This window comes from Kluyvera ascorbata ATCC 33433 (genome assembly GCF_000735365.1).
Lineage (GTDB): Bacteria > Pseudomonadota > Gammaproteobacteria > Enterobacterales > Enterobacteriaceae > Kluyvera > Kluyvera ascorbata.
On record NZ_JMPL01000010.1, the window covers coordinates 65,005 to 80,480 of the forward strand.

Annotated in this window: 11 protein-coding genes and 1 pseudogene; 6 read left to right on the plus strand and 6 right to left on the minus strand. The window is 55.6% G+C overall.

Annotated elements, in window-relative coordinates:
• The first annotated feature begins 38 nt into the window (after positions 1-38).
• Entirely contained in the window at positions 39-1,463 is a 1,425-nt protein-coding gene (locus tag GKAS_RS04865; protein ID WP_035892369.1) for an MFS transporter, read from the plus strand.
• Between the two features lie 373 nt (positions 1,464-1,836).
• Here GKAS_RS04865 and metJ read toward each other — a convergent pair whose 3' ends face one another.
• Positions 1,837-2,154 (minus strand): met regulon transcriptional regulator MetJ, encoded by a 318-nt coding sequence (gene metJ, locus GKAS_RS04870; RefSeq protein WP_004107547.1) that lies wholly within the window; start codon positions 2,152-2,154, stop codon positions 1,837-1,839.
• A gap of 260 nt (positions 2,155-2,414) precedes the next feature.
• Here metJ and metB point away from each other — a divergent pair, with 260 nt between their 5' ends.
• Together metB and GKAS_RS04880 are read left to right on the plus strand one after the other, a co-directional pair.
• Complete coding sequence (gene metB / locus GKAS_RS04875; protein ID WP_035892372.1) at positions 2,415-3,575, plus strand: cystathionine gamma-synthase; 1,161 nt, start codon at positions 2,415-2,417, stop codon at positions 3,573-3,575.
• Between the two features lie 2 nt (positions 3,576-3,577).
• Complete coding sequence (locus GKAS_RS04880; protein WP_035892373.1) at positions 3,578-6,010, plus strand: bifunctional aspartate kinase/homoserine dehydrogenase II; 2,433 nt, start codon at positions 3,578-3,580, stop codon at positions 6,008-6,010.
• Here GKAS_RS04880 and GKAS_RS04885 read toward each other — a convergent pair whose 3' ends face one another.
• On the minus strand, positions 6,011-6,391 hold the full coding sequence (locus GKAS_RS04885; protein WP_035892374.1) for a carboxymuconolactone decarboxylase family protein: 381 nt from the start codon (positions 6,389-6,391) through the stop codon (positions 6,011-6,013). It abuts the gene before it with no gap.
• A gap of 88 nt (positions 6,392-6,479) precedes the next feature.
• Between GKAS_RS04885 and GKAS_RS04890 the strand changes: the two genes are divergently transcribed.
• Positions 6,480-7,388: a LysR family transcriptional regulator gene (locus tag GKAS_RS04890; protein WP_035892375.1), complete on the plus strand. Its 909-nt coding sequence runs from the start codon at positions 6,480-6,482 to the stop codon at positions 7,386-7,388.
• Here GKAS_RS04890 and malI read toward each other — a convergent pair.
• On the minus strand, positions 7,361-8,377 hold the full coding sequence (malI, locus tag GKAS_RS04895; RefSeq protein ID WP_035892376.1) for a Mal regulon transcriptional regulator MalI: 1,017 nt from the start codon (positions 8,375-8,377) through the stop codon (positions 7,361-7,363). The genes GKAS_RS04890 and malI overlap by 28 nt on opposite strands.
• 89 nt (positions 8,378-8,466) lie before the next feature.
• Positions 8,467-9,966, minus strand: a complete 1,500-nt coding sequence (locus GKAS_RS04900; protein WP_035892377.1) for a PTS transporter subunit EIIC — start codon at positions 9,964-9,966, stop codon at positions 8,467-8,469.
• A 452-nt stretch (positions 9,967-10,418) separates the two neighbouring features.
• Between GKAS_RS04900 and metF the strand changes: the two genes are divergently transcribed.
• On the plus strand, positions 10,419-11,306 hold the full coding sequence (gene metF / locus GKAS_RS04905) for a methylenetetrahydrofolate reductase (protein WP_035892378.1): 888 nt from the start codon (positions 10,419-10,421) through the stop codon (positions 11,304-11,306).
• A 341-nt stretch (positions 11,307-11,647) separates the two neighbouring features.
• On the plus strand, positions 11,648-13,822 hold the full coding sequence (gene katG / locus GKAS_RS04910) for a catalase/peroxidase HPI (protein ID WP_035892379.1): 2,175 nt from the start codon (positions 11,648-11,650) through the stop codon (positions 13,820-13,822).
• Between the two features lie 141 nt (positions 13,823-13,963).
• Here the strand turns inward: katG and gldA are convergent, their stop codons facing one another.
• Positions 13,964-15,067, minus strand: coding sequence for a bifunctional L-1,2-propanediol dehydrogenase/glycerol dehydrogenase (gene gldA / locus GKAS_RS04915; RefSeq protein ID WP_035892380.1), 1,104 nt, complete (start codon positions 15,065-15,067; stop codon positions 13,964-13,966).
• Positions 15,068-15,076: 9 nt separating this feature from the next.
• Positions 15,077-15,476: pseudogene (locus tag GKAS_RS04920) on the minus strand (transaldolase family protein); the annotation flags it as partial.

Genomic DNA, 15,476 nt, shown 5'->3' on the forward strand with positions numbered 1-15,476 from the left:
ATAATTTGCGTGAATAATGTGTCTAAGGAGTTGACATCATGTCGAGTGATGGAGATATCGCTGGCTGCAATAAAAATATAGCGGTCAGACCTTTCGGATTCAGAGACAAAATTGGTTATTTATGTGGTGACCTGGGAACCTGTTTTATTCTCGGGTTAGTCAACAGTTTCTTAATGATTTATTACACGAACGTACTCGGGGTTTCCGGTGTGATTGTTGGGTCGCTCTATTTTGTGACCAAGCTCTTTGATGCGTTTGTCGACGTTGGCGTTGGGCGCCTATGTGATACGTCTAAACTGACCGCTCATGGACGTTTTAACCCTTGGGTGCGTCGCATGAAGTATCCGTTCTGTATTATTGCGGTCGTCCTGTTTTTGCCGTTTGTACATGATTTTTCTTATACGGCGAAAATTATCTATATTTGCTGCTCCTATTTTATTTACGGTTCACTGCTATCGACCGTCAGTATCCCTTACGGTGCAATGTCAGCGGCAATTAGCTCTAACCCGGAAGATCGTGTGTCGCTCTCAACCTATCGTAGCGTTGGGTCGGCAATCGGTGGTGGGGCTACCGGCTTCTTTATCCCTATCCTGATGTACACCACCCTGGTTGACGGCAGTCAGGTTATTTCCGGGCAGCACTTTTTCTGGATTGCTATTGGCTGCGCGGTGCTGGGTTTTATCTTCTTAAGCCTGACCTGCCACTTAACGACGGAACGCGTACGGGTGGAGAGAAAAGAGAGCATGCCTGTTTCTGTTTTGCTCAAAGGGCTGCTGCGTAATAAAGCACTGATCGTATTAGTTGTTGTGGACCTCCTGATTGTGATTAACCAGGGCCTTTCAGGGACAAATATGACGTACCTGTTCAACGACTATTTCCACAATAAAGAGGCCATGTCCGTCGCCTTACTGTTTACCTTTGGATCTCTGGTATTGCTGGCGCCGTCGGCATCATGGCTCACCAGGCGGTTTGGCAAAAAAGAAGCCAGCGTGGGTGCGCTGCTCTTTGCGGTGGTGATGTATGTGCTGATGTACTTCATTCACATTACAGACCCGAAAGTCTATCTGGTTTTCCTGTTCCTGGCGACGCTCGGGGCGGGCTTATTCAACCTGATGATCTGGGCGTTTATGACCGATGTTTGCGATTATCACCAGTATGTGACCGGCGACCGTGAGGATGGCACCGTGTATGGTGTGAACTTCTTTGCTCGTAAGATAGGCCAGGCGTGCGCTGGGGCTATTGGTGGCTTTATGCTGGCGATCATTGGCTACCAGTCTTCATCAACAGGTGGTGCCGTACAAACCCGTATTGTGCAGGAAAATATTTACACCATGGCGAACCTGCTACCAGCCTTATGTCTGTTCCTGGCGGCCGTTATCTTGATTTATTTCTATCCGCTGAACCGTAAAGAGACGCTCAAAATGGAAGAAACGTTGAATAAATTCAACGGGATCAGCAAGTAATACAGAGTAGAAAAGGCGGTGGGGCACTCTTACCGCCTTTTATTTTTCCAAACGGCAGCTCATACGCTATTTTTTGTGATATTGGTCACAAAAAAGTTGCAGGGCACACCGGATGCGGTTATTATCTGCACATCAAATGACCTCAAGATTAATACGGGTAAAGGTGTGACTATGCTGACTGCAATCAAAAACGTTTTTGTTTCCTACCTGATCTCTATGTCTGAGCTGCATCCTGAAGTGACTCGCTTCTAAGACACTGAACAAATTATAGAAAACCGCCTCATGAGGCGGTTTTTTTATGTCTGGGGTTCCGCTTCAGGGCCACCAATAAAAAAGCCGGAAAACGTTGACGTTTCCCGGCTTTGTCAGCAAATCAGTACTCCCACGTATCCGGGTCAATCCCCAGTTCACGCATAATTTCTTTCGCCGCTTCCGGAATTTCATCGCTGCGCTCTTTACGCAGGTCTTCATCGTTAGGTAACGGTTGACCGGTAAATGCATGCAGGAACGCTTCACACAGCAGTTCGCTGTTGGTGGCGTGACGCAGGTTGTTCACCTGACGACGCGTGCGTTCATCGGTGAGGATCTTCAACACCTTCAGAGGAATGGAAACCGTAATTTTTTTTACTTGCTCACTCTTCTTACCGTGCTCAGCGTATGGGCTGATATATTCGCCGCTCCATTCAGCCATGAGATACCTTTAATCCTCTAGTCATAAGTTAACAGGCCGGGTCACGGCCGTGATCGCGCGTAGTTTACCGTACAGAGCCCTGCTGTGACACGAGCTTCGGCTTCGCAGATGTGCGCTAATGCATATAATTTTAACGGCTATTTGCCAATAGCTCAATCTATACGCAAAGAAGTTTAGAAGTCTAGATGTATTGACGGCTATGGTAACAATGTTTACTCTGGAGTCCGACTTTTCACCGACCTTGCCAGGAACGAATCCTCATGACCCGTAAACAGGCCACCATCGCAGTGCGTAGCGGATTAAATGACGACGAGCAGTATGGTTGTGTTGTCCCGCCTATTCATCTTTCCAGTACCTATAACTTTACCGGCTTTAACGAGCCGCGTGCGCATGACTATTCACGTCGCGGTAACCCGACGCGTGATGTGGTTCAGCGGGCGCTGGCCGAACTGGAAGGAGGCGCAGGCGCGGTTCTGACCAATACGGGCATGTCGGCGATTCATCTGGTGACTACCGTATTCCTCAAGCCTGGCGACCTGCTGGTTGCTCCACACGACTGCTACGGCGGCAGCTACCGGCTGTTCGACAGTCTGGCAAAACGTGGCTGCTATCGCGTGCTGTTTGTCGATCAGGGCAATGATGAAGCGTTAAAAGCGGCGCTGGCGGAAAAACCAAAGCTAGTGCTGGTCGAAAGCCCAAGCAACCCGCTGCTGCGCGTGGTGGATATTGCGAAAATCTGCCAACTGGCGCGTGACGCCGGTGCGGTCAGCGTGGTGGATAACACCTTCCTGAGCCCGGCGCTGCAAAACCCGCTGTCGCTCGGAGCGGATCTGGTCCTGCACTCCTGCACCAAATATCTGAACGGCCACTCCGATGTGGTCGCCGGCGTGGTGATTGCAAAAGATCCAGAAACGGTCACAGAACTGGCATGGTGGGCGAATAATATCGGCGTCACCGGCGGCGCGTTCGACAGCTATCTGCTGCTGCGCGGCCTGCGTACGCTCGTACCACGTATGGATGTGGCGCAGCGCAACGCCCAGGCGATTGTCGATTTCCTGAAAACCCAGCCGCTGGTGAAAAAGCTGTATCATCCTTCTTTGCCGGATAACCAGGGGCATGAAATTGCCGCTCGCCAGCAGAAAGGGTTTGGTGCGATGCTGAGCTTTGAACTGAACGGTGACGAACAGACGCTGCGTCGCTTCCTGAGCGGGCTGTCGCTCTTCACGCTGGCGGAATCGCTGGGTGGGGTAGAGAGCCTGATTTCTCACGCGGCCACCATGACCCACGCGGGCATGGCCCCGGAAGCGCGCGCGGCCGCAGGTATTTCTGAGACGCTACTGCGTATCTCAACCGGTATTGAAGATAGCCAGGACTTAATTGCCGATCTGGAAAATGGATTCCGGGTCGCAGCAGAGGGGTAAACATGAGTGTGATTGCGCAGGCAGGGGCGAAAGAGCGTCAGCTGCATAAATTTGGTGGGAGTAGTCTGGCGGATGTGAAGTGTTACCTGCGCGTTGCCGGTATTATGACGGAGTACTCTCAGCCCGGCGATATGATGGTCGTTTCCGCCGCAGGGAGCACCACCAACCAGCTGATTAGCTGGCTGAAACTCAGCCAGACCGACCGCCTCTCTGCGCATCAGGTTCAGCAGACGCTGCGCCGCTATCAGTCCGATCTGATTAGCGGCCTGCTGCCTGCCGAGATTGCCGACGGCATGATTGCTGACTTCATTCACGACCTGGAACGCCTGGCCGGGCTTCTGGATAACGGCGTCAGCGATGCGGTTTATGCGGAAGTGGTCGGTCACGGTGAACTGTGGTCGGCTCGTTTGATGGCGGAAGTCCTGAAGCTGCAAGGTCTGGACGCCGCCTGGCTGGATGCACGCGCGTTTTTACGCGCCGAGCGCTCCGCGCAGCCGCAGGTTGATGAAGGCCTCTCTTATCCGCTGCTGCAACAGCTTCTGGCGCAGCATCCGGGAAAACGTCTGGTCGTGACCGGTTTTATCAGCCGCAACAACGCGGGTGAAACCGTGCTGCTGGGGCGTAACGGCTCTGACTACTCCGCGACACAAATCGGTGCGCTGGCGGGGGTTTCCCGCGTCACCATCTGGAGCGACGTGGCTGGGGTGTACAGCGCCGACCCGCGTAAAGTGAAAGATGCGTGCCTGCTTCCGCTGCTGCGTCTGGATGAAGCCAGCGAGCTGGCGCGTCTTGCCGCACCGGTGCTCCACGCTCGTACCTTGCAGCCGGTTTCCGGCAGCGATATCGACCTGCAATTACGCTGTAGCTATACGCCGGATCAGGGTTCTACGCGCATTGAGCGCGTGCTCGCTTCCGGTACCGGCGCGCGTATTGTTACCAGCCATGATGACGTCTGCCTGATTGAGTTCCGCGTTCCGGCAAGCCAGGACTTCAAGCTGGCGTATAAAGAGATAGACCAATTACTCAAGCGCGCCCAAGTCCGCCCACTGGCGGTAGGCGTGCACGCTGACCATAAGCTGCTGCAGTTTTGCTACACCTCAGAAGTGGCCGACAGCGCGCTGAAAATTCTTGATGAAGCGGGCCTGCCGGGCGAGCTTCGCCTGCGTCAGGGTCTGGCGCTGGTGGCAATGGTAGGCGCGGGCGTCACCCGTAACCCACTGCACTGCCACCGTTTCTGGCAGCAGCTGAAAGGCCAGCCGGTTGAGTTTACCTGGCAGTCCGAAGAGGGCATCAGCCTGGTCGCCGTGCTGCGCGCAGGGCCAACCGAAAGCCTGATTCAGGGTTTGCACCAGTCGCTGTTCCGTGCGGAAAAACGTATCGGCCTGATGCTGTTTGGCAAAGGCAATATTGGTTCCCGCTGGCTGGAGCTGTTTGCCCGTGAGCAAAGCACGCTTTCTGCCCGCACCGGTTTTGAGTTTGTGCTGGCCGGGGTGGTCGATAGCCGCCGCAGCCTGCTGAACTATGAAGGGCTCGACGCCAGCCGCGCGCTGGCCTTCTTCGACGATGAAGCTATTGAACAGGATGAAGAATCGCTGTTCCTGTGGATGCGCGCCCACCCGTACGACGATCTCGTGGTACTGGACGTGACCGCCAGCCCGCAGTTGGCCGATCAGTATCTTGATTTCGCCAGCCACGGTTTCCATGTGATCAGCGCCAACAAGCTGGCCGGGGCCAGCAGCAGCGATAAATATCGCCAGATCCACGATGCGTTCGATAAAACCGGCCGCCACTGGCTGTATAACGCGACCGTCGGCGCGGGTCTGCCGGTGAACCACACCGTGCGCGACTTGATCGACAGCGGCGACAGTATTCTGGCGATTAGCGGTATCTTCTCCGGGACGCTCTCCTGGCTGTTCTTACAGTTCGACGGCAGCGTGCCGTTTACCGAACTGGTGGATCAGGCCTGGCAGCAGGGGCTGACTGAACCCGATCCGCGCGTCGACCTTTCCGGTAAAGACGTGATGCGTAAGCTGGTGATTCTGGCGCGTGAAGCGGGCTACGATATCGAGCCGGACCAGGTACGCGTTGAGTCTCTGGTGCCCGCGCACTGTGAAGAGGGCTCAATCGACCACTTCTTTGAAAATGGCGATGAGCTCAACGAGCAGATGCTCCAGCGCCTGGAAGCGGCGCAGGAGATGGGACTGGTGCTGCGTTACGTGGCGCGATTCGATGCGAACGGTAAAGCCCGCGTTGGCGTAGAAGCCGTGCGTCAGGAGCACCCGCTGGCATCGCTGCTGCCGTGCGATAACGTCTTTGCGATTGAAAGCCGCTGGTACCGCGATAACCCGCTGGTGATTCGTGGGCCGGGCGCCGGTCGCGATGTGACCGCCGGGGCGATTCAATCGGATATCAACCGTCTGGCGCAGCTGTTGTAATTAGCGTTCATTGTTCGCCGCAAACACCTCTTTTGCGGCGAACAGGCCGTTTAGCGCCGCCGGAAATCCCGCATAAACCGCCATCTGCATAATCACCTCAATAATCTCGTTCTGCGTTAAGCCAACGTGCAGCGCAGCGGCGATGTGTACCTTAAGCTGAGGTGCGGCGTTACCCATGGCGGTGAGCGCGGCGACGGTGGCAATTTCCCGACTGCGAAGGTCCAGACCCGGACGCGCATAAATATCGCCAAACGGAAATTCAAGCAGATAGCGGGCGAAGTCCGGCGCGATATCCTTCAGGCTATCGACAACGGCATCCCCCCCTTTCCCATCAACCTGTTGCAGCATTTTCTGGCCAGTAATATAGCGTTCTGAATTCATGATAAGCCCCTCGTTAGTTAGCGTATGGCGAGAGGATAGGGCGCGTGGTTCCATTTGGATAATACCGATTCCGTGATACCTTTTCGGTATGACTACATCTCCCTTGCACGCTCTGGATATCCGCCTGCTACGCTACTTTGCCGTGGTAGCGGAAGAGAACAACATGCGCCGCGCGGCTGACAGGTTATATATGTCGCAGCCGCCGTTAAGCCGCCATATTCGCCAGCTTGAAGAACGGCTGGGGGTGACTCTTTTTGTCCGGCATACCAAGGGGCTGACGTTAACGGCTGATGGACTGCGGGTGCTGGAGATTATTCGCCCGCTGCTGGCGCAGCAGGATGAGACCTATATGGCCTTGAGCCAACTCGCGCAGGCAGAAGCACCGTCGCTACGCATAGGGCTGACCACCGCGTTTGAGCAGGGCGTTTTTGCTTCGCTGGAAGCCGTGCTGGCGGCGCAGGTGGAGGCGCTGCACGTGGTACGGCATGGCTCGCCGGAGCTGGTGCGTCAGGTACGTCGGGGGAAACTGGATGCCGCGCTGGTCGCGCTACCGCTGGAGACCTCGGCGCTCAGTCTTACGCGGCTAAATCGGCAGGAGCCACTGATTGCGGCGCTGCCCGCGCAATGGCCGGAGGCGGAACAAGAGCGACTGACGCTGAGCACGCTGAACGGCAGGCCGCTATTCTGGTTTAAACGCGAACGTAATCCGGCTTTCTTCGACTTTACCCGCGATATTTTCCGTCGTGTTGGCTATGTCCCTGCCTGCCTGGAAGAACCTCTGGAACATGATGTGCTGCTGGCGCGTATTGCTCGCGGCGAAGGGCTGAGCCTGTTTCCCGCCTCATTTGCCGCTATTCAGCGCCAGGGCGTGGTTTTCCGGGCGATTGATGAAACGGCGCTCTGCGTGGAATGTGGCCTGGTGATGTTACCGGAAAATGCCGCGCGTCTTGCCTGGCTTCTGGAGATGGCTCAGGCCGACTCACGGGTCACTAACTGACCGGAAAGCGTGATCGACTGATTCTCTAGCGCAGGCTCTTTGAGCTTGCGGATCATCAGCGTGGCTGCCTGCCGTCCGCTCTCTTCGCTGGCGGAAGAGACATAGGTAAAGGCAGGTGACGTGAGGTTGATGTGCAGCATATCCTCAAAGCCAATCAGAGCGACCTGCTGCGTCAGGAAGACATCTTTACCTACCGTGCGTCCCACCTTATGAATCCCATCAATACAGCCGATCATGGCATCCGGTGAGTGGCAAAGCAGTGCAGTAATCGCGTTGTTGTTTTCCAGCAGTTGGCGCGTGGCCACGCTGGCGGCGTAGGTATCGTCGCCGCAGGCAGGGCTAAACTCTTCGCGGTGAGTAATCCCAAGACGGGTGAGGGTGTTGCGAAATCCTACGAGGCGCTGCTGGCGAATCAGGTCGTTCTCCAGGCCGCCGAGATAGGCGATATAGCGATGACCGCGCTCAAGCAGATAGCGCGTTGCCAGACTTGCTGCCTGTTGGTTATCGCGCAGCACGCGATTGCACTCATCCTGAATGGGCGACTGCGAGACAACAACCAGCGGTAGCGGGCACTGACGAATTTGTGCGGGTAACGTATCGCGGCGGGAATCGGAGGCCAGATAGATAACCCCGGCAACCCCTTGTTGCTTGAAAGACAGCAGGCAGCGCTCCAGGTGTTCATGCTCGTTCAGCGGCTGACCGAGAAAAACCATATAGCCCTGCGCTTCCAGTTCCTGCACGATGCTCGCCATCACTTTGATGGAAAAGCTGTCGCTGAAGTCGCGAAGAATAAGACCAATCAGGTTGGAGGTGTTTGCGCGAAGGTTGGCGGCGGCGACATTGTGGACGTAGCCCAGCTCAAGAATGGCGGCCTGCACTTTTTCGATGGTGGCATCGGAGATTTTGCCTTTCTGGCGAAGCACCAGCGACACGGTAGAAACCGATACGCCCGCTCGCTTCGCGACATCAATTATGCTGACCTTCTTCAAAAATCGCTCCCTGAGCCGTCACGCCAATCCACACAAAACAAGGAGGCTCCCATCAGAACGGGAACCTCCAACCGATCATAATCTTATGATTATTTGCCAATCATCGTCGACATGGTTTCTGCGATAAATTGCGCTCGTGCGCCAAATATTACCTGAATTCCGTGATCGCCGACGAAAACGACCCCGCGAGCGCCGATATTGTTCAGCCCATCTTTGTCCACCGGCCCTTTATCCGCCACTTCAAGACGCAGGCGGGTAATGCAGGAGCCCACGGAAGCGATGTTATGCTCGCCGCCCAGCAGGTCGATAATCTCCGTTGCCAGATCTTCGTCGGTTTTGTCGTTGGCGCTGACCGTGGTTTCCGTGCGGCCCGGCGTTTTGACGTCGAAACGGCGAATCACAAAGCGGAAGGTGAAGTAGTAAATCAGCCCCATCGGGATACCGACGATAATCGCGTTCAGGAAGTTGGTCTGGTAGCCGTTAAACGACGGCAGGATCCCGAAGGAGATGTAGTCGATAAGCCCGGCCGAGAACGACTTGGCGATATGCGCATGCAGCAGGTACATCACCATGTAGGAGAGACCGGCCATGATGGCGTTGAAGACGTAGAGAATTGGCGCCACAAAGATAAAGGTGAACTCAACCGGCTCGGTGATCCCGGTCAGGAAGCAGGTCAGCGCGGCGGAGAACAGAATACCGGCGGCGATTTTTTTATTCTTAGTGTGCGCTTCGTGGTACATCGCCAGACAGGCCGCTGGCAGCGCGAACAGCATCAGCGGGAACTCGCCCTGCATGAATTTACCGGCGTTCTGGTAGGTATCGCTGCTGAAGGATTTCACCCCTTCTTCCAGCATTTTGAACCAGATAGTCTGGTCGCCGTGGATAACCTGACCGGCGTGGGTGGTGTAGTCGCCGAAGGAGTACCAGAACGACGGATACCAGATGTGGTGCAGGCCGAGCGGAATCAACGCACGTTCAACCAGTCCGAAGATAAAGGTCGAGGCTGCCTGATTATCACCGTTGATAACCACAGACAGCGCATCAATACCCGCCTGAATGTGCTGCCAGATGTATGGCAGGATCAGACCGAGCACGAACGACAGCAGCGCGGTGGCAATCGCCACGAAGCGTTTGCCGGAGAAGAAGCCGAGGAATTCAGGCAGCTGCATTTTGTGGAAGCGGTTAAAGCACCACGCCGCCAGGATGCCGCAAATCAGGCCGCCAAAGACACCCATCTGCAGGGTTGGAATCCCCACCACCATCGCGTATTTCCCGCCTTGTCCCGCCATTTCCGGCGTAATGCCCAGCACGGTACTGATGGTGATGTTGGTAACAAACACGGAGACGGCGGCGGACAGCGCCGCGATGCCGGATTCGGAGGCCAGGCCGACGGCAGAGCCGATGGCAAACAGCATTGGCAGGTTGTCGAAGATAATCCCACCGGCGTTCATCATCAGCGGCAGATGGAATTTATCCCCGAACGCCAGCAGCAAACCCGCCGCGGGCAGAAGCGAGATCGGCAGCATCAGCGCGCGGCCAATCATCGACAGTTTGGAAAGCGATTTAACAACACTTTGAATCAGACTCATACTGATTTCCCCCGATAGACGCCTCTTCGTGCGTGCTTTTAGTAACCCTGTTTATATTAGGTATAACGTTATAGTAGAACGTTCTACTTATCGTGAAACAAGTCATTAACGTCTGCAATTGAATTTTTGTTTAGTAGGCGAATGCGTGAAAAATATGAGATCTAGTTCTCAAATTCTATGCCATAGTGAAAGTGTGGTTAATGTGACCAGACGGGGAGCGTGTGAGAGGGTTGCCAAACTATTTATGTGCGGGAAATCGTTCTCTGACAGCACAGCCTGCTCCATTTACCGGAGAGGTGAAAATTTTTCATCTTGATTGCAGAGAACTCACTTTTTACGCGGATTTTTCTATTGACGACTGACCGCTTTTGGGGCACTTTTACATCCAGACGTCTAAACGGATAGATGTTTACAACACAACAATAATGACACGTGATTGATAGGGGTAAGGTATGAGCTTTTTTCACGCCAACCAGCGGGAAGCGCTGAACCAGAGTCTGGCCGAAGTTGCAGGGCAGATTAACGTTTCTTTCGAATTTTTCCCGCCGCGCACCAGTGAAATGGAGCAAACCCTGTGGAACTCTATCGACCGCCTAAGCAGCCTGAAGCCGAAATTTGTGTCGGTCACCTACGGGGCGAACTCCGGCGAGCGCGACCGTACGCACAGCATCATCAAAGGTATTAAAGATCGCACGGGTCTGGAAGCGGTACCGCACCTGACTTGTATCGATGCGACACGCGACGAACTGCGTGCTATCGCCCAGGATTACTGGAACAACGGCATCCGTCATATCGTCGCCCTGCGTGGTGATCTGCCTCCGGGCAGCGGCAAGCCGGAAATGTATGCCTCCGATCTGGTCACTTTGCTGAAAGACGTGGCCGACTTTGATATCTCCGTGGCAGCGTACCCGGAAGTACACCCGGAAGCGAAAAGCGCACAGGCGGACCTGCTTAACCTGCGACGTAAAGTGGAGGCCGGTGCAAATCGCGCCATCACCCAGTTCTTCTTCGACGTTGAAAGCTATCTGCGCTTCCGTGACCGCTGCGTATCGGCGGGCATTGATGTGGAAATTATCCCGGGCATTCTGCCGGTGTCGAACTTCAAGCAGGCGAAGAAATTTGCCGACATGACCAACGTGCGCATTCCTGCCTGGATGTCGGCAATGTTCGACGGCCTCGACGATGACGCCGAAACCCGCAAGCTGGTGGGCGCGAACATCGCCATGGACATGGTGAAAATTCTGAGCCGCGAAGGGGTGAAAGATTTCCACTTCTACACGCTGAACCGCGCGGAAATGAGCTACGCCATTTGCCACACGCTGGGCGTGCGTCCGGCGTAATATTTTGCCGGATAGCGCTACGCTTATCCGGTATCCGGCCTACGACATTGGTATTTTGTAGGCCCGGTAAGCGAAGCGCCACCGGGCAGCGGCTCGCGTTCAAATTCCCTGCTTAGAAATAAGAAACTCCTTATATTTTGAGGGGTTTCTTGTCGTTTCTCTCGATCGATCACAGTCAACTTACCCCAAATTATGTAAGGATAAGGCTGACCTGCGCAGAAATTCCTCTCTGACAAGGGAAAAATAAGAGGAATTAACTATCAAATCCGTGGGTCATTTCAGCTATAACTTATCAGCAGGGGTGTATATCTTAACGATAAATACTGTAAGGGAGCATAGTGATGAGCACGCCAGACGATATCCAGAACGCAGGTAAATGTCCTTTCCACCACGGTGGTGATCACGATTTAAGCGCCGGCGCTGGCACCAGTAGCAAGGACTGGTGGCCGAAGCAGCTTCGCGTTGATTTACTTAATCAGCATTCCAATCGATCTAACCCGCTGGGTGAAGACTTCGATTATCGCAAAGAATTCAGCAAATTAGATTACTCCGCACTGAAAGGTGATATTCGTGCGCTGTTAACTGATTCGCAGTCCTGGTGGCCAGCAGACTGGGGGAGCTATGTGGGGCTGTTTATCCGCATGGCATGGCACGGCGCGGGTACCTACCGTTCTACCGATGGTCGCGGTGGCGCAGGGCGCGGTCAACAGCGTTTTGCACCGCTGAACTCCTGGCCAGATAACGTGAGTCTGGATAAGGCGCGTCGTCTGCTGTGGCCAATCAAACAGAAATATGGGCAGAAAATTTCCTGGGCCGACCTGTATATCCTTGCGGGTAACGTGGCGCTGGAAAACTCTGGCTTCCGTACCTTTGGTTTTGGTGCCGGGCGTGAAGACGTGTGGGAACCAGATCAGGACGTAAACTGGGGTGATGAAAAAGCCTGGCTGGCACACCGTGACCCGGAAGAGCTGGCAAAACGCCCGCTCGCAGCTACCGAAATGGGCCTCATCTACGTGAACCCGGAAGGGCCAAACGCCAGCGGTGAACCGCTGTCTGCGGCAGCGGCGATTCGCGCCACCTTCGGTAACATGGGGATGGACGACGAAGAGACCGTGGCGCTGATTGCCGGTGGTCACACGTTGGGCAAAACCCACGGCGCGGCTTCGGCTACGCATGTCGGTCCGGATCCGGAAGCGGCACCTATTGAATCTCAGGGCCTGGGCTGGGCAAACAGCTTCGGCAGCGGGGCGGGTAAAGATGCCATCACTTCCGGTCTGGAAGTGGTCTGGACGCAGACCCCTACCCAGTGGAGCAACTACTTCTTCGAGAACCTGTTCAAATACGAATGGGTGCAGACCCGCAGCCCGGCTGGCGCAATCCAGTTTGAAGCGGTTGACGCACCGGACCTGATCCCAGATCCGTTCGACCCGTCGAAAAAACGTAAACCAACCATGCTGGTGACCGACCTGACGCTGCGCTTCGACCCGGACTTCGAGAAAATTTCTCGCCGCTTCCTGAACGACCCGCAGGCCTTTAACGAAGCCTTTGCCCGCGCGTGGTTCAAACTGACCCACCGCGATATGGGGCCAAAAGCGCGTTACATCGGGCCAGAAGTGCCACGTGAAGATCTGATTTGGCAGGATCCGCTGCCGCATGCGTTCTTCAACCCGACCGCCGAAGATATCGAAAGCTTGAAGGCGGATATTGCAGCGTCCGGCCTCTCCGTGAGCGAACTGGTGTCGGTTGCGTGGGCTTCGGCTTCCACCTTCCGCGGCGGTGATAAACGCGGTGGTGCGAACGGTGCTCGTCTGGCGCTTGCGCCACAGCGTGATTGGGAAGTGAACGCCACGGCGGCTCGCGTTCTGCCGGTGCTGGAAGGTATCTATAAGTCAGCGCACAAAGCTTCTCTGGCCGATATCATCGTGCTGGCAGGTGTGGTGGGCGTTGAGCAGGCAGCGAAAGCGGCCGGCGTTAACATCAAAGTGCCGTTCACGCCGGGTCGCGTAGATGCGCGTCAGGATCAGACGGACATCGAGATGTTTGAGCTGCTTAAACCGATCGCTGATGGTTTCCGTAACTATCGTGCGGCACCGGGCGAAGCGACCACCGAATCTCTGCTGATCGACAAAGCACAGCTGCTGACCCTGACTGCGCCGGAACTGACCGTACTGGTTGGTGGTATGCGTGTACTAGGTGCGAACTTCGACGGTAGCAACCACGGTGTCTTTACCGACAACGTGGGCGCGCTCAGCACTGACTTCTTCGTCAACCTGCTGGATATGCGCACCGAGTGGAAAGCGACTGACGAAACGTCTGAGCTGTTCGAAGGCCGTGACCGTGCGAGCGGTGAGGTGAAATACACCGCAACGCGCGCTGACCTGGTCTTTGGCTCTAACGCCGTACTGCGCGCGCTGGCTGAGGTTTATGCTTCCAGCGATGCGAAAGAGAAGTTTGTGAAAGACTTCGTGGCGGCATGGGTGAAAGTGATGAACCTGGACCGTTTCGACCTGCTGTAAGGTGGGCGTGATGGAATAAAAAAATCCCCGCGAAAGCGGGGATTTTTGTTCGTGGGCTTAAGGTAGCCCGGACGAGACGCGTTAGCGGCGACTCCGGGGAGGTCCCGGCGTCACTTCGTTCGGCCGGGCTACTTTATTTCATTACTCCCACTCGTGCAGAAAACGCTGCCCATACTGATCGGCCACCAACAGCGCCGCGTAAACGCGGTCAGGGTCCGCGCCGCCAGGCATGTTGTGGATGGTTTCCCCTTCGGCGCAGGCCGCTTCCGCGACCAGGCGCATTTTCGCCGGAATATCTTCTTTGATATCCAGCCGCGCCAGGGTGATCGGCAGGCCGACGCTGTGGCACAGGGCGGCAACGGTTTCAATTTCTTCCACTGAGGCGTTTTCCAGAACCAGCTGAGTCAGCGTACCGAACGCGACTTTCTCGCCATGGTAGTAATGATGCGCGTCCGGAATCGCCGTCATGCCGTTGTGGATGGCGTGTGCTGCGGCCAGACCACCGCTCTCAAAGCCGACGCCGCTCAGATAGGTGTTGGCCTCAATCACGCGCTCCAACGCTGGAGTCACCACGTGCTGCTCGGCGGCCAGCATTGCTTTTTCGCCTTCTTCAATTAGCGTGTTGTAGCACAGCTCGGCCAGCGCCAGCGCGGCTTGGGTGCATTTGCCGCCGGCCATGGTGGTGGCGCCGCTGCGTGAGCAGGCGCGTGCTTCAAACCAGGTGGCCAGCGCATCGCCAATACCGGCTGCCAGCAGACGTGCTGGGGCACCGGCGACAATTTTGGTGTCGACGATAACCATGTTCGGGTTATGCGGCAGCATCAGATAGCGGTCGAATTCACCGTCATCGGTATACAGAACGGAGAGCGCGCTGCACGGTGCATCGGTAGAGGCGATGGTGGGAACAATCGCGACCGGCAGATTCATAAAGTGGGCCAGCGCTTTAGCGGTATCCAGCGTTTTCCCACCGCCGATGCCTAAAATGGCGCTGCATTTTGCGCTGTTTGCCACGTCTTGCAGACGGTTAACTTCGTTCTGCGAGCACTCGCCGCCGAACGGCGCGATTTCAACGGACAAGCCTGCGCCGGTCAGGCTTTTACGCAGCGTCTCTTCGGCAAATCCCAGCACGAACTTATCACCGACGACCAGCCAGCTATTGGCCATTGGTTTCAGGTAGTCACCAAGACGTGTGATCACGTCTGCACCCTGAATATACTTACCTGGTGATTGAATAATGCGATCCATACATTTCTCCTACAGGTTCAGATTACCAAATGCGTTTTTCCAGTCTTGCTCAAACTTCTCTATAGCTGACTCTACTGCGGGAGTGCCGAGCATTTGTTGCGCTACATCTAAAGGAAGTGTGATGGCTTCACATCCAGCCAATAAACAGTCCAACGCCTGGCGCGGGGTTTTGAAACTGGCGGCCAGCACTTTGCTCTCCGGGGCGTGCAGTTCCAGCAATGATTGCAGCTCCTGAACCATACGAATGCCGTCCCCGCCCTGTGCATCAACGCGGTTGACGTATGGCGCAACGTATTTTGCACCTGCCAGCGCCGCCAGTAGCCCCTGAGAGGCACTGTAGACGGCGGTGCCAAGCGTTGGGATACCTTCTTTTTCTAGGAGCTTAATGGCGCAAGACCTTCGGCGGTGA

Excerpts from the sequence above, each read along its gene's own strand:
- GKAS_RS04865 (WP_035892369.1), top strand. The coding sequence starts at position 39 with ATGTCGAGTGATGGAGATATCGCTGGCTGCAATAAAAATATAGCGGTC.
- metJ (WP_004107547.1), bottom strand. The coding sequence starts at position 2,154 with ATGGCTGAATGGAGCGGCGAATATATCAGCCCATACGCTGAGCACGGT.
- metB (WP_035892372.1), top strand. The coding sequence starts at position 2,415 with ATGACCCGTAAACAGGCCACCATCGCAGTGCGTAGCGGATTAAATGAC.
- GKAS_RS04880 (WP_035892373.1), top strand. The coding sequence starts at position 3,578 with ATGAGTGTGATTGCGCAGGCAGGGGCGAAAGAGCGTCAGCTGCATAAA.
- GKAS_RS04885 (WP_035892374.1), bottom strand. The coding sequence starts at position 6,391 with ATGAATTCAGAACGCTATATTACTGGCCAGAAAATGCTGCAACAGGTT.
- GKAS_RS04890 (WP_035892375.1), top strand. The coding sequence starts at position 6,480 with ATGACTACATCTCCCTTGCACGCTCTGGATATCCGCCTGCTACGCTAC.
- GKAS_RS04900 (WP_035892377.1), bottom strand. The coding sequence starts at position 9,966 with ATGAGTCTGATTCAAAGTGTTGTTAAATCGCTTTCCAAACTGTCGATG.
- metF (WP_035892378.1), top strand. The coding sequence starts at position 10,419 with ATGAGCTTTTTTCACGCCAACCAGCGGGAAGCGCTGAACCAGAGTCTG.
- katG (WP_035892379.1), top strand. The coding sequence starts at position 11,648 with ATGAGCACGCCAGACGATATCCAGAACGCAGGTAAATGTCCTTTCCAC.
- gldA (WP_035892380.1), bottom strand. The coding sequence starts at position 15,067 with ATGGATCGCATTATTCAATCACCAGGTAAGTATATTCAGGGTGCAGAC.